Source organism: Glycomyces harbinensis, assembly GCF_900101745.1.
GTDB classification, from domain to species: domain Bacteria; phylum Actinomycetota; class Actinomycetes; order Mycobacteriales; family Micromonosporaceae; genus Glycomyces; species Glycomyces harbinensis.
Window position 1 is genome coordinate 21,054 of sequence record NZ_FNAD01000020.1, and the last position, 14,355, is coordinate 35,408.

A 14,355-nucleotide genomic window follows, 5' to 3' on the forward strand; every position below is an offset into this window, starting at 1 on the left:
CTGATCGGCCCGCGCCGCTATGAGACGGCACGGACACGCGGCTGCGGGCTGCGGGCTGCGGGCTGCGGGCTGCGGGCTGCGGGCTGCGGGCTGCGGGCTGCGACTGAGCCGTACGCCTTTGGGGGCTTGAGGCCGTATACCGTCCCTAACCCCCACCCACCCGGGGACCGTGCGGCAACCTTGCCGCGCGGGTCCGACAAGAACCGGCCCCCGCGGCCCTTCTGTCGCCCGAAGGCGTGACCGAACGCGAGCGGGCGGCGGGCTCCGGCCCGCCGCCCGCCGACACCGCCCGCCGCTACGCCGGCGCCCGGTCCGAAGCGGTCTTCACGCGACCGCGCGCAGGCGCGTGCCGTCGATGTTGACCGGGCGCACCAGCCGCTCCGCGAAGTCCGCGCTCATCGCGCCGCGCAGCCCCTGGCGCTGCGGCGCGCGCTGCGAGTCCGGCCCGACCAGCAGCCACCGCAGCGGCGCCGGCACCCGGTACACCGCCTGGTCCATCGCGGGCCGCTCGATCACCACGAGCGCCACGTCCACGAGTTCCACCAGCGCCTCCAGGCTCCCGTCCCGCGGCCGGCACAGGTCGAGCACCTCGTCGACCGTCGCCCCGGCCGACCGCGCGGCCAGCTCCAGCAGCACCGCCCGGGCGGGCCCCGAGATCGCCCCCACGGCCGCGTCCACGGCCGCCCGGAGGCCGCCGCGGTCGCCGCCGAGCGCGGCCGCCGGGTCGTCCGTCAGCCGCCGCAGCGCCACCGCCGGGGACGCCAGCGCGCACAGCTCCGCGACCGCCGCCAGCGCGGGCACGAAGCCCTCGACGGCCGCGGCCAGGCCCCGGCAGTCGGCGGGGGTCCACGGCGCGCCGCGCTCCTCGCAGTACCCGGCGAGGATCGCGGCGGCGACGTCGACCGGCGGCGGGGCGAGGGCCCGCTTGGCCTCGCCGGGCAGTTCGAGCGGGCGCACGCCGACGGCGAGGATCGCGAGGTCGGGGCATTCGCGCAGGAGGAAGTCGACGTCGCCGGCCGCGGCGCGCGGGAGGTCGTCGAGGACCAGGAGCGCGCGGGATTCGCGGAGCCGGTCGGCGGCGGTGTCGATCGCGGGCCGCATCGCCTCGGGGTGTCGCCCGAGTGCGGCGAGGATCGCGGCGCCGAGGCCGTCGCCGGTGCGGCAGTACCAGACGCCGCCTTCGTAGAACGCGAGCCGGCTCCGGGCCCAGGCTTTGGCGACGGTGGTCTTGCCGCAGCCGTCGAGTCCGGTGAGGGTGACGAGGCGGTGGTTGGCGAAGGCCCGGTCCAGTTCGCGGTACTCCCCCGGCCGCGGGATCGGGGTCTTGAGGTCGGCGGGCAGGTGGTGGGTCAGGGGCCGGACGGGCGGCGGCGGGAAGGCGGCCGGCAGTCCGGGCGCGGCGAGTTGGACCAGTTCGGTGGCGCCGGGCAGGCCGCGCAGTTCGAAGTCGCCGAGGCGGCGCACCGCCTCGGGTGCGAGTCCGGCGGCGTCGGCGCAGGCGGCCGAGGCGAGGATCTGGTCGCCGTGTGCGGCAGAGCAGATCCGGGCGGTCCGGTGCACCTCGGGCGTGGCGTACCCGCCGGCCGAGGGCCAGGCCTCCCCAGTGTGCAGTCCCATGCGGACGCGCGGCCGCAGTGGCCCGGCGCCCTGTCCCATGTCGGGCCAGTCGGCCGCGCGCAGCGCGGTCTGTATCGCCACGGCGGCGGCGCAGGCGTCGGCCGCGTCGTGGAAGGCCACGAAGAACGAGTCGCCTTCGGTGTCGATCTCGACGCCCCCGGCCGCCCGCAGTACTTCGCGGACGAGGGCGCGGTGTCGGTGGAGGACGACGCGGTAGCGCTCGGCGCCGAGGCCGGATGCCAGTCGCGTCGACCCTTCGATGTCGGTGAACATGAATGTGACGTCTCCGGCCGGCAGCAAGCGGCTCGGTTCGGACGCGGCGCCGTTGCCGCCGTCCGCGATTCGACCGGCTACATCGGACACAGCCCGATACTCCGGTCCGTTGTCCCCGAGGGGGAGGGCAAAGGATGTCAGTGCGGCGTGCGATGCCGTTGTCGTATCCACGTGTCGATCAACTTTCGTTCAGCCCCCGTATGCCGGGCTGTGGCGCGCTGGTGCGCGGGCACAAATGCCCAGCGGCCTCACAGTGTCACCCCCATCTCAGTCGGTTACCTGCCGTGATGGGAATGGGCACTCGGTATTGGCGCCGCCTCCTGCCGAGGGCGGACCGTGAGACCCCTTTTGACGTGGGTTTGCTCGTGGCAACCACCGATCCGATAGGAGAACGATCCTGTCGGCCGCTGGTGGCGGGCTTTTCGGGAATTGTTGACCCTCAGGCGTTGCCCACGGGAATGAAACTAGGGAATACTCGCTTTCAGCCCGGTGCCGCGATCGACCGCGTCCCGGAGGGCGGGAACGGCGGCCGGCAGCGCCCACCCGTCGCTCCCGCGATGCGGCGAACGGGTGCATACTGGGCACTCCGGCGCCCTACCGTCCGCACCGGACCGAACACCCCTGGCCGCCCCGGCGCCGGGACCGCGTCCCGACCGTCCCGCGTCCGCCCCCGACCGTGAAAGGACGACCCTCCCCCGTGTGGTTCGCGCTCCTCCTCCGCCGCCTCGCAGCGCTCCCCAAGCGCGCGCTCCGCGTCCTCTGGCGGGCTCTCAAGGCCTCCGGCAGGGGCCTGCGCGCCGCCTGGCGCGGACTGCGCGCCCCGGCCGGTCGCCTCGGCGTCCAGGTCGCCGCGACCGCCCTGGCGCTGACGGCGACCCTCGCCGCGGGGTGGTTCCTCGTCCCCGGCGCCGGCCCGGCCTGGTCGTTCGGCACCGAGCCGAGCCCCGAGGCCGAAGAGGCCCCGCTCGTCCTCACCCCCGAGAACGCCCCGGCCGCGGGCCTGCCCGCCGAGACCGGCCCGGTCGGCGACACCACCACCGGCGCCCCCACCGAGTCCGCGACCTCGCCGGCCGCGGGCGGCGCCACCGACCTCGACTCGTGGGCGCAGAACCTCGCGGCCCTGGGCATCCCCCAGCGCGCCCTGGTCGCCTACGGCAGGGCCGAGCTCGTCTCGGCCGTCGAGAACCCCGGCTGCAACCTCCCGTGGACCACCCTCGCGGGGATCGGCGCCACCGAGACCAACCACGGCACGACCGGCGGCAACAGCATCCAGTCCGACGGCACCACGATGACCGAGATCATCGGGTCCGGCTACAGCGAGATGGGCCCCATGCAGTTCCTCCCCAGCACTTGGGAGAACTGGAAGGCCGACGGCGACAAGGACGGGGTCTACAACCCGCACGACATCGACGACGCCGTCACCGCCGCCGCGAACTACCTCTGCCACGGCGGCCGCGACCTGACCACTCCGAGCGGCTGGTACGAGGCCGTGCACAGCTACAACCCGCGCGACGACTACGTGCAGAAGGTATTCGACCGCGCGGACGAGTACGGCAGGAAGAGCACCGTCTGACCAACCCTCGCGGCTGCGAAGTGTGAGGTAGGGGTTCCGTTCGGTGACGATTTCGGGTAAGGATAAGAGATGCCCCTGAAGCAGCTCGCTCCCGGCGAGATGACGGCCGACGACCTCCGAGACTGGTGCTCGGTCCTCAACGACATGACCGCCGCCGACATGCCCGCCGAGCCGCGCTGGCGCACCGACCGCCTCCGCGACTACCTGGTCGGGTCCCTGCCCGACGACACGCGCTACCTGTTCATGGACCGCGACGGCGACGGCGACCTGGTCGGCCACGCGAGCCTGATCCTGTTCGGGGGCGAGCAGGGCGGCACGGGCGTCGTCGAGATGTCCACCCGGCCCTCCGCCCGCGGCAAGGGCGTGGGGACGCGGCTGCTGCGCGCGGTCGCCGAGTGCGCGAAGGCGAACGGCTGCCGGACCCTGTCGGTCGAGGTCATCGCCACGACTCCGGCCGTGGGCTTCTACGACCGCCACGGCTTCACCCGCCTGGAGGTCGAGCAGCGCCATCTCCTGCGGTGGGCCGAGATCGACTGGGAGAAGATCGAGCACGCCGCCGGGCGCCTGGCCGCGGGCTACCGGCTGGAGTACCACGCGGGGGGCGTCCCCGACCGCCTCATGGACTCGTACGCGGACGTCAAGGCGAACCTGCACTCGAACCCGGGGAACGTCGCGTTCGTGCCCGAGTGGCGCGGCTCGGCGTACGCGCCGGCGCTGCGGGACTCCTTCACGGTGCTGGCCGAGCGCGGGATGCGCTCGCACATCGCCGTGGCGATCTCCGAGCCCTACGGGCACGTCGTGGGCCTGACCGAGCTCGTGGTCTCGGCGCAGCGGCCCACGCGCGCCGACCAGTACGACACCGTGGTCGCCCCCGAGCACCGCTCCTACGGGCTGGCGATGTCGATGAAGGCCCGCCTGCTCACCGAGCTGCGCCGGGCCGAACCGCAGCTCATGGACGTCCAGACGTGGACGCTGGACTCCGCCGACGACGTCCGCTGGATCAACGCCGAACTCGGCTTCGTGCACGACGTCGACTGGTACGACTACGAGGCCGACGTCGACAAGCTCCTCGCCCGCATGGCCCGCAAGGCCTGAGCGCCGGTGCACCCGAGCGGACCGGTCCGCGGGCGCCCGACCGGCCCGCCTGGGCCCGCGGTCCGGAAGATCATGGGCCGCAACCGTTTGTGAACGTTCCGTACACTAAGTCGATGCACCCCCGGCACGCGCGCATCGACGACAACACGACCGATCGCCGCGTCATCGTGGTGGGCGACAACGGCCTGACGCTCCGGTTCATCAAGCACCTCATCGAGCGCTACTCCTTCCGCGTCATCGCCGTCTTCCCCGACGGCCCCGGCGGCCAGCGCGAGGAGATCCGCAAGGAGTCCGAGGGCAACCGGAACCTGGTCGTGTTCACCCGGCCGCACGTCACCGCCGAGACCATCCGCGAGGCCGGGCTCACCGACGCGTACGCGGTCGCCCTCATGGACCAGAACGACGTCGGGAACCTGCATCTGGCCCTGGAGATCCGGGAGATGTCGCACTACCTGGGCGACCAGACGCTCCCGCGGCTGGTCATCCGCATGTACAACAACGGGTTGCGCGACAACATCCAGAAGCTCCTGGGCGACGACGACGACGGCGTGTACGTCGAGTCGGACGCCGAGATGGTCGCCGACACGTACGCGCTCGCCGCGCTCCAGAAGCTCCCGCCCGGCGACATCGACATCTGGGACCGCCGGCTCTACCTGACGCGGCGGCGAGACGAGCGGGCCGAGACGCAGTGGCTGGTGGCCAGCGGCAACCGGATCGGCGTCGAGCTCATCGCCGACGACGAGGCCGAGGCGCTGCGGTACCTGTGCCTGGCGCCCGACCGGCGCCAGTCCCGGTTTCGCCCGATGTGGACGAACATGGTGCGCCGGGTGAAGGAGTCGGCGAGCGCGCTGCGGGGCATGCTCAACAAGAGCCTGGTCGTCCTGTCGATCGCGCTGCTGGTGGTCTTCGTGTTCGGCTTCGTGGTCCTGTTGAACGACCACAGCGGCGTGAGCCGTCCCGAGGGCCAGGGCGACGTGTTCTACCTCCTCGCGCTGCTGGCGGGCGGCGGGATCGACCCGGACATGCAGGCCAGCGGCATGCTCAAGACCACGTACGCGGTGATGACCCTGTCGGGCTCGCTGCTGATCCCGTTCGCCACCGGCGCCATCGTCCAAGCGGTGGTCGACCGGCGCTACGCGCTCTCGGAGGGCCGGCGGGTGCGGCGGGTCCGCGAGCACGTGATCGTGATCGGCCTGGGCAACATGGGGACCCGCGTGGTCGAGAAGCTGCGCGAGCGCAAGATCCCGGTGGTCGCGATCGAGCAGAACCGCGACGCGATGGGCATCCAGGCGGCGCGCAAGGCCGGCGCGCAGGTGCTGCTGGGCGACGCCAGCAGCCAGCAGATCCTGGAGGAGGCCGACGTCGCGCACTGCCGGTCCCTGGTCTCGATGGCCAAGCAGGACACGGCGAACCTGGAGGCGGCCCTGTCGGGGCTGCAGTGCAATCCGTCGCTGCGCACGGTCATGCGCATCTACAACCCCGAGTTCGCCACGCTGATCCGCCAGAACCTGAACAAGGCGGCCGCCCCGCAGGAGGCGCCCCCGCACGCGTCCTACAGCGCCCCCGAGGTCGCCTCGGCGAGCTTCGCGCAGCGGCTGACCGACGACAAGGTCCTCGTGACGATCCCGGTGCGCGGGCACATCGCCTACATCGAGGCGTTCGAGATCGGCGAGGGCTCCCGGCTCGACGACACCGGCGCGCACCGGGCCACGAAGATCGGCTCGCACCGGCTCCTGGCCGTCAAGCGCCCCGGCGGCACCATCCGGTGGCAGCCGGACGCGGGCTTCCGCCTCAACGCCGGCGACACGCTCCTGGTGCTGGCGACCCGCAAGGGCCTCAACGACATCCTCGACGACTGCCGCCCCGGCGGGGCCGCCTGGTAGGTCGCGGCGGCGCACTCCGCGAGAGTGTGGTTCCAGCCGGGTGGTCCGGCGCCCCGTGTGACGCTCGCCGTCCCCTGAAAGGCGGCGCAACTTCCCTCCGCCTCGATCGTTGAACGGTCGACACATCTCTCACGAAAGGGGCCGACCGTGGCGGTAGGCGTGCGGAATCCACGAAGGGGCGCGGCCGGACGCACGCGCCGCAAGATCATCCTGGCGGCGACGGCCGGCGCCCTCGCGGTCGGCGCGGCCGCGGTGGTGGTCCCCAGCGCGTTCGCCGAGGACGACCCCGTCGGCACGGCCCTCGGCGAGGCCGCCGAGATCCTGCCGGTGGACGACTCGGTGCTCGGCCTGATCGACGTCGGCGAGGTCGAGGAGCTGGCCGAGTCGCTCACCTACGCCGACGCCGGCAGCGCGTTGGAGATCGCCGGTCCCGACGCGGGATACGTGAAGGTGCACTTCGAGCGGCTGCTGCTGAACGCGGGCGACCACGTCACCGTCTCCAGCCCCGACGGGACCGAGTCCTACACGTACGAGGAGTCGACGGTCGACCAGTGGGCGACGTCGATCACCGGGGACACCGCGATCGTGGAGCTGCACCGCGGCGAGGGGAGCCCGGAGTCGTCCGCGCTGGGCGTCCTGATCGACAAGGCCGCCTACGGGTTCGCCGCCGACGTCGTGGAGGGCCTGGTGGAGGAGAAGACCGACCAGGCCCGGCCCGAGGAGAGCATCTGCGCCGAGGACGAGAAGAAGAGCTCCGCCTGCTACCGGTCCTCCTACCCTGAGGTGGTCGAGCACGCCGAGCCGGTGGCGCGGCTGCTCATCGACGGGACGGTGCTGTGCACGGCGTTCCGGGTGGGCGAGGAGAACCGGCTGCTGACCAACCACCACTGCCTCACCGAGTCGTGGGAGGCCGCGCAGACCGAGGTGTGGTTCGGATACGACTGCGTCGCCTGCGGTTCGGAGCGGACGAACGTGCCGGTGAAGGTCAGCGGCTCGCAGGTCCTGGCGACCTCGAAGCCCCTGGACTACACGCTGTTCACGGTGGAGGACTTCTCGCGGATCGAGCGGTTCGGGTACCTGGAGCTGGCGGACCGGCCGGCGAAGCGCGGCGAGGCGATCTACATCCCGCAGCACCCGTCGGGCCGGCCCACGGAGATCGCGATGGAGTCCTCGGTGGACGGCGGGAACTGCGTGGTCAAGAACGCGGTCTACGACGGCTACGTGACGGGGAGCGACGTCTCGTACTACTGCGACACGGAGTTCGGGTCCTCGGGCTCGCCGGTGCTGTCGAGGGACACGCACGAGGTGCTGGCCTTGCACCACTTCGGAGGCTGCCCCAATTCGGGCGTGAACGCGGGCCTCATCAAGGCCGAGATCGGGCACCTGCTCTAAACCCGCGGATACGCCGAGGGGCCGCCCGGTCCGGCCGGGCGGCCCCTCGGCGTGTCGAGTCGCGCCCCGCCGTCTAGACGGTCCCCTCGGGTTCGTCGGGCGGGGTGAGCTGCTTGCGGACGCGTTCGGCGATGGCCCGACCGGCGGAGGAGTCCGTGCCGAGGGTCGTCTCGATGATCTCGGCCGAGCGGTCGGCGACCTGGATCTTCGCGGCCCGGATCGTGTCCATGAGGGCCTGCGAGACCTCTTCGGGGGTGAAGCGCCGGATCAGCTCGGAGAAGAGCACGTCGACGAGGTTCCCGGTCGAGTCGACCGTGACCTCGACGATCCGGCGCGGGTCCATGACGGTGACCCGCAGCCGCTCCATCTGGTCGCTCATGGCCTGGGTGTCGGCCGCGAGCTGGTCGATCCGGCCCTTCCAGGCCACCAGCCGGTCCCTGGACGCCTCGGGATCGGGGATGCCGCCGATGGACATGGAACGCTCCTCAACTCGCCGGACGGCACAGGGGGTCATGCGCCGCACACGAGCCGAGAGTCTATCGGGTCGGCGCCAGTCGCGGGGGCCCCTAGCGGGCCTGGAGCTCGGCGACGATGGTCGAGTAGTGGGACCGGATGCGGTCGTCGGTCGGGTCGTCCTCGGGCGTCCAGTGGACCGACATCCGCTCGTACAGCGTGTTGCGCTGCGCCGGAATGCGCTCGGCGGTGCGGATGAGTTCGATGAGCTCCGACAGGCGCGAGCGGTGGCGGGCGCCGGCCGAGGAGATCACGTTCTCCTCCAGCATGATCGAGCCCAGGTCGTCCACGCCCAGGTGCATGCTGACCTGGCCCGAGGCCTTCCCCGTCGTCAGCCACGAGGACTGGAGGTGCCTCACGTTGTGGAAGAACAGGCGCGCGGTCGCCAAGAGCCGCAGGTACTCCAGCGTGGTCGCCTGCGTCCGCCCCTTGAGGTGGTTGTTCTCCGGCTGGTAGGTCCACGGGATGAACGAGCGGAACCCGCCCGTGCGGTCCTGCACGTCGCGGATCATCCGCAGGTGCTCGATGCGCTCGGCCGCGGTCTCGCCGGTGCCCATCATCATGGTCGCCGTCGACTCCAGGCCCTGCAGGTGCGCGGCCTCCATGATCTCCAGCCAGCGCTCGCCCGACTCCTTGAGCGGCGCGAGCGCGGTGCGCGGGCGCGCCGGGAGCATCTCGGCGCCCGCCCCGGCGATCGAGTCGAGCCCGGCGGCCTTGATGCGCCGGATCGACTCGTCGATCGAGGTGCCCGAGACCTTCGACATGTGCGCGATCTCCGACGGGCCGATCGAGTGGATCACCAGGTCGGGGTATTCGCGCTTGACCGAGGAGAACAGCTCCTCGTAGTACTCGACGCCGAAGTCGGGGTGGTGGCCGCCCTGGAGCATGACCTGCGTGGCGCCCAGGCCCACGGCCTCGCCGCAGCGGCGCAGGACCTCCTCCATCGGGTGGGCCCAGCCCTCGTCGTGCTTGGGGGCGCGGTAGAAGGCGCAGAACTTGCACGCGGTGACGCACACGTTCGTGTAGTTGATGTTGCGGTCGATGATGTAGGTGACGATGTTGTCCCCGATGACGCGCCTGCGGGCCGCGTCGGCGGCCTCGGCGAGGGGGTGGAAGGGCGCTTCGGTGTAGAGCAGCAGGGCTTCCTCGGCGCTGATGGCGCCGCCGTCGGCGGCGCGGGCGAGGACGTCGTCAATCTCGGCCATGCACGAAGCGTATCGCCGCAGCGGCGCCGGGGACAGTGCGCCTGAGCGGATTGACTCGTGGGTCTCGGTCGCACCGGCCCGTGGGCGGGCCTCAGACGGTGTAGAGCTCGGTGTGGATCTCGCGGGCGCCGGCCTCTTCGAGGACCTCCTTGACGCCCAGGACCATCTCGTAGGGCCCGCACAGGAACCACTCGTCGATCTCGCCGGCGGCGACGGCCGAGCCGAGGAAGTCGCCGAGGCGTTCGGGCGTGAGGCGGCCGGTGAGCAGCGGGGTGGCGCCTTCGGTGCGGGTGCGGATGTGGTGCAGGCGCAGGCGGTCGCCGTGGACGCGCGCGAGTTCGCGCAGCTCCTCGGCGAACATGGTGCTCGTCTCGGTCCGGTTGGAGTACAGGAGGGTGACGCGGGCGCCGGCCTCGAGCGCGGCGGTGCTGATCGCGATGATCGGGGTGATGCCCGACCCGGCGACGACCGACCCGTAGTGGCGGTCGGGGCGGATCTCGGTCCAGAAGTGGCCCAGAGGCGGCAGCACTTCGAGGACGTCCCCGGTCTGCAGTCGCCGGTTCGCGTACCCCGAGAAGTTGCCCTTGGGGATCGAGCGGATGCCCAGGCGCAGGGTGCCGTGCTCGGCGAGTTCGCGCGGGGTGGAGGCGAGGGAGTAGGAGCGGCGCACTTCGGAGCCGTCGGGTTCGACGCGCTGGAAGGTGAGGTGCTGGCCGGGCTTGAAGTCGAAGGCCTCGCGGAGGTGCTCGGGCACGGCGAGCGTCACCTCGACGGCGTCCTCGGTGAGGGCGCGCACGCGGCTGACGGTGAGCTTGTGCCAGGAGGGCCGGGGCCTCCGCTTCTTCAGCTCGACGGCCACAGCGGGTTCCCTTTCTTCGCGGGTGTTCGGGGAGTTCGGATCCGGGCGCCGGGCCCGGCGGCGAAGAACTCCGGCCCGCCTTCGGGCAGCGCCGCGATGCGGCTCGCCGGGTCGGGGCCCATACCGGTGTAACGGGCCGCTCGGGAGGCGAATTCCCGCAGTCCGGCGAGGTGTCGCTCACTGAGGCCGAACTGGAGCCGGTCGAAGTACTCGGCGAGCGCGGCGGGCTCGAAGGGCTCCCAGCGGGCGGCGGAGGCGACGACCTCGTCGATCTCCTCGCGGCTGCGGCGCACCGATTCGGTGAAGGCGAGGTGGACGTCCTTGACGATGCCGGGGCTGGCCTCGGCGTAGTCGCGGCGGACGGCCCAGACGGCGAAGACCATCGGCAGGCCGGTCCAGTCGCGCCATTCGGCGGCGAGGTCGAGCACGTGGTGGCCCTGGGGGTCGTGGTGGACGCGCAGGGCCTCGTCGCCGATGAGGACGGCGGCGTCGGCGCCGCGGCCGTCGAAGGAGCCCTCGAGCGCGGAGGCGAGGTCGGGCGATGTGACGGTGTAGGAGGGCTTGCGGCCGTAGCGGTCTTCGAGGAGCATCCGTCCGAGGAGGACGCCGGTGCGCGAGTGGGAGGCGAGCGCGACGCGCGGGGCGGCCGGGAGTTCGACGAGGGGGACCCGGGAGACGAGGTTGACGCTCAGGACCGGGCCGTCGGCGGCCACCGCGGGGTCGGGGATGAGCACGAGGTCGTCGGCGTGGCGGAGGTATTCGACGAGGGTGATCGGGCCGATGTCGAGGTCGCCGTCGACCAGGAGGCGGCTGAGCTCGTCGGGCGCGGCGCGGTGGAGGTCGAGCTCGAGCAGCGCGCCGGTGCGGGCGAGTCCCCAGTAGATGGGCATGCAGTTGAGGAACGCGATGTGGCCGACCCTGGGACGCCTGGCGATGTTCACAGCTTCGACCGTAGCCTGTCGCGCGGCAAGGGGACCGGTGAGCGGGGGCGGCGTCGCCGACATCACCGGGACGCGGCGCGGACCGGGGAAACGCGAACGGAGGGTCCCGGCAAATCGGACATCCGGGATCCCCCCGATGCAACGATATTCGGCCCCTGCGACATCGCCTCGGGGCGAATGACGCTCAGCCTCGGGGCGAATGATGCTCAGGCTTGGGACGAACGGTGCTGATGCGCCTGCGGGGGCGGTGCCGTGCCGTCCCCCGGCACGGCACCGCCGCCGCTCCGGCCCGGCACCCGGCATCCCGCTGCTGCCGAGCGGTCGTCGGCTGCCTAGTGGTCGTCGATGTCGCCGATCTCGCCGCCGGCGCCGATGCGGGCGTCGTCGGTCACTAGCGCGACGAGCCGGTCGAGGACCTCCTCGTCGTCGGCTTCGATGACGATCGCATCGCCCGGGCGCACGTCCAAGGTCAGCACCTGCAGGATCGACTTGGCGTCGTGCGCGCCGCCGCCGGGCTTCGCGATCGCGACCTCGCCATCGGCCTCGGCGGCGGTCTCGACGAAGACCGTCGCGGGCCTGGCCTGGATCCCGACCTCCGTGGTCACTGTCACACGGCGTTCGGCCATGCTCCTCACCCTCCCCGTTCGCGCGGGGCACGGGCCTCGGACCGGCCCGGCCCCCGCGCCGTCAGCGGGCCGCCTCGGCGTCCCGTCAGCACCAGGATGGACCGCCGCAAGGGACGGTGTAAGACTTTTCGTGCTATTGCAGCGGGAAGCGGTACACAACGGGACCGGACGGCAGCGGATCGGGGTGTGTTCGGGACCCCGATGCCATTGAGCCCGCGGTCACTCCCCGGTCTCGGCCTCGGGCTTGGCGCCGTAGACCGTCGGGCGCGGGAGCGGGATGTGCTCGGGCAGCTCGGAGCGTTCGAGGTGGTTCTTGACGTGCGCGCGGCCGGGCGCGAACCCGTCCCCGTCCACGGGCGGCCACGCCGACGGCGGCAGCTGGTGCGACCCGGTCCGCTTCGTCGACGGCTCCTCGAACAGGCTGATGTCCGGGGCGTTGACGATCTTCTTGCGCGACGCCTCGATCTCGGACTTCGGGCCCTCCTCCGGGTGGTCCTCCGTGTCGCCGTCGTCGATGGTGGGCTTCGCGGGCTCGATCGCGTCGAACTCCTCGATCGGGGCCGCGTCCGAGAACGGGCTGTCGTTCACGCGCGGGAACGGCGGGCCGGGCTCGGGGTGCGGCACCGGCTCGGGCTGCGGCAGCGGGTCGGGGGCCGGCTGCGGCGACGGCGGGCGCGGCTCCGGATTCGGGACGGGCTCGGGCTGCGGGGTCGGACGCGGCGGCGTCGGCGTCGGCGTCGGCTGGGGCGGCGTGGGCTGCGGGTCCGGCACCGGCTCGGGCTGCGGCGGCGTGGGCTCGTCGAAAACGGACGGCTCGGACGCGCGCTCGTGCACCGTCGCCCCCGACTCGAGCGAGTGGTCGGCCGCGTCGAACACGGAGTCGTTCGCATTGGCGCCCAAGGCAATCACCGGTTCGGGCACGGACACGCCGGCGGCGTCGGCGAGCTCGGTCGCGGCCTCGACCGCCTCGACCAGGTCGGCGCCGGGGCTCGGGGCCTCCATGACCGCGGCGGCGGCGAGCGCCTCGTCGAGCTCGGGCTCGACCACGGAGTCCGCGGTCTCGCCGTCCTCGGCGAGGCCGGGAGCCGAAGGCGGGGCGGGCGGCAGGGACTCGCCGGGCACGTCGTCGCCCAGTCCGGCCAGCGAGGTCTCGTCCTCGGCGGAGAGCTCGACGTCGCCGTCGTCCTCCTGCGGGTCGGGCAGGTCGTCCCACATGGGGCCGTCGTCGTCGTCCTCGACCACTTCGGCCGGGGTCGGCCGCTCGGAGCCGGACGGCACCGGCGCGGGAGGCTCGGCGGGCGGCGCGTCGAAGCGGGGCGCCGACTCGGCGAACGGCGAGGGCGTGGACAACGCGGGCTCGGGCGAGGGCGTCGCGTACGCCGCACCCGGCGTGCTGTCGGCCGGCGGCATGCTGAAACCGGAGGCTGCGGCGGGCGGCTGGGCCGGCCCGGGGTCGGCGAACGGCGCGGCCGCGGCGACCGCCGGGGTGCGCCGCAGGATCTGCGTCCCGTCCGGGGACGCCTGGTCGGGGCCGGGCGCGGCGAACGCGGCGGAGTCGGTCGAGGGCAGGCTGAAACCGCCCGCGGGCGGGGCCGCGAACGGCACACCGGTCACCGGGGCGGCGATCGGCGGCTCCCCGAACGCCGAGGCCGACGCCTCGGCCTGGTACGGCACCGGCGGCACCGTGAACTGGCCCTCCGGCGAGGGCGCGTACTGGCCCTGCGGGACGGGCGGCGAGACCGGCGGCATCGCGGGCTGCGGCGCGGCGACCGGCGGCAGCGACTGGGAGGACTGGTACGGCTGCGGCGGCTGGTAGGGCGGCCCGGCCTGGTAGGACTGCGGCGGCTGCTGGAACTGCGGCGCCGACGGGTACGGCTGCGGGACCTGGGCCGCGCCGGAGGCGGGCCCGTGCGGCGGGTACGGCGGCACCTGCGCCGAACCGGACGCGGGCGGCATGGGAGCGCCGTAGCCGGGGGCCTGGCCCTGGGGCGGCATGCCCGGGGGCGCCCAGCCCTGCGGGGCGGCGTGGTGGGGCGCCGGAGGCGAACCGGGCTGCCCGTACTGCGGCACCGCGGCCTGGCCCTGGCCCGCGCCGTAGCCTTCCGGGGCCGCGGACGGCTGGTAGGCGCCGGGCGGCGCGTAGGTCGGCTCGGGGGGCTGTCCGGGCGGCGCGTAGGTCGGCACCTGAGCGGCGCCGTACGCGGCGGGCGCGCCGTAGTTGGCGGACTGGGACGGCGGCGGGTACTGCGGTTCGGCCGGGAAGCCGCCGAACGGGGGCGGCAGGGGCGCCCCGCACTGGGGGCAGCGCCGCTGCCCGGATGTCAGTCGCTTGCCACAGGAGCTACAGCTGTTCGCGTCCACGCGGGCCTCCTCGGGGC

General features: G+C 73.0%; 11 protein-coding genes. 4 read left to right on the forward strand and 7 right to left on the reverse strand.

Annotation, left to right across the window (positions count from 1 at the left end; all coding sequences use genetic code 11):
* Window positions 1–324: 324 nt before the first annotated feature.
* Complete coding sequence (locus BLQ63_RS24290; protein WP_143015069.1) at window positions 325–1,980, reverse strand: adenylate/guanylate cyclase domain-containing protein; 1,656 nt, start codon at window positions 1,978–1,980, stop codon at window positions 325–327.
* 607 nt (window positions 1,981–2,587) lie between these two features.
* Between BLQ63_RS24290 and BLQ63_RS24295 the strand changes: the two genes are divergently transcribed.
* The 4 genes from BLQ63_RS24295 to BLQ63_RS24310 all read left to right on the forward strand — a co-directional run bounded on the left by BLQ63_RS24295 (window position 2,588) and on the right by BLQ63_RS24310 (window position 7,833).
* A complete protein-coding gene (locus BLQ63_RS24295; protein ID WP_091040132.1) occupies window positions 2,588–3,463 on the forward strand; it encodes a lytic transglycosylase domain-containing protein in 876 nt (291 codons plus the stop codon).
* Between the two features lie 69 nt (window positions 3,464–3,532).
* Window positions 3,533–4,558, forward strand: coding sequence for a GNAT family N-acetyltransferase (locus tag BLQ63_RS24300; protein WP_091040133.1), 1,026 nt, complete (start codon window positions 3,533–3,535; stop codon window positions 4,556–4,558).
* A gap of 113 nt (window positions 4,559–4,671) precedes the next feature.
* Window positions 4,672–6,441, forward strand: coding sequence for a potassium channel family protein (locus BLQ63_RS24305; RefSeq protein WP_091040134.1), 1,770 nt, complete (start codon window positions 4,672–4,674; stop codon window positions 6,439–6,441).
* 159 nt (window positions 6,442–6,600) lie between these two features.
* Window positions 6,601–7,833 carry a trypsin-like serine peptidase gene (locus BLQ63_RS24310; RefSeq protein ID WP_091040135.1) on the forward strand — a complete coding sequence of 411 codons (1,233 nt, stop codon included), beginning with the start codon at window positions 6,601–6,603 and terminating at the stop codon, window positions 7,831–7,833.
* Between the two features lie 73 nt (window positions 7,834–7,906).
* Here the strand turns inward: BLQ63_RS24310 and BLQ63_RS24315 are convergent, their stop codons facing one another.
* The 6 genes from BLQ63_RS24315 to BLQ63_RS24340 all read right to left on the reverse strand — a co-directional run bounded on the left by BLQ63_RS24315 (window position 7,907) and on the right by BLQ63_RS24340 (window position 14,338).
* Entirely contained in the window at window positions 7,907–8,308 is a 402-nt protein-coding gene (locus BLQ63_RS24315; protein ID WP_091040136.1) for a YbaB/EbfC family nucleoid-associated protein, read from the reverse strand.
* A 91-nt stretch (window positions 8,309–8,399) separates the two neighbouring features.
* The gene (mqnC, locus tag BLQ63_RS24320; RefSeq protein WP_091040137.1) at window positions 8,400–9,551 is read right to left on the reverse strand and encodes a cyclic dehypoxanthinyl futalosine synthase; all 1,152 of its coding nucleotides are present in this window, start codon (window positions 9,549–9,551) and stop codon (window positions 8,400–8,402) included.
* 91 nt (window positions 9,552–9,642) lie between these two features.
* The gene (locus tag BLQ63_RS24325; protein ID WP_091040138.1) at window positions 9,643–10,410 is read right to left on the reverse strand and encodes an FAD-binding oxidoreductase; all 768 of its coding nucleotides are present in this window, start codon (window positions 10,408–10,410) and stop codon (window positions 9,643–9,645) included.
* Window positions 10,395–11,351 (reverse strand): menaquinone biosynthetic enzyme MqnA/MqnD family protein, encoded by a 957-nt coding sequence (locus BLQ63_RS24330; RefSeq protein WP_218125478.1) that lies wholly within the window; start codon window positions 11,349–11,351, stop codon window positions 10,395–10,397. The genes BLQ63_RS24325 and BLQ63_RS24330 overlap by 16 nt, the downstream gene beginning before the upstream one ends.
* 332 nt (window positions 11,352–11,683) lie before the next feature.
* Window positions 11,684–11,977, reverse strand: coding sequence for an HPr family phosphocarrier protein (locus BLQ63_RS24335; RefSeq protein ID WP_091040140.1), 294 nt, complete (start codon window positions 11,975–11,977; stop codon window positions 11,684–11,686).
* A 219-nt stretch (window positions 11,978–12,196) separates the two neighbouring features.
* Window positions 12,197–14,338, reverse strand: coding sequence for a zinc-ribbon domain-containing protein (locus tag BLQ63_RS24340; RefSeq protein ID WP_143015070.1), 2,142 nt, complete (start codon window positions 14,336–14,338; stop codon window positions 12,197–12,199).
* Window positions 14,339–14,355: the final 17 nt, after the last annotated feature.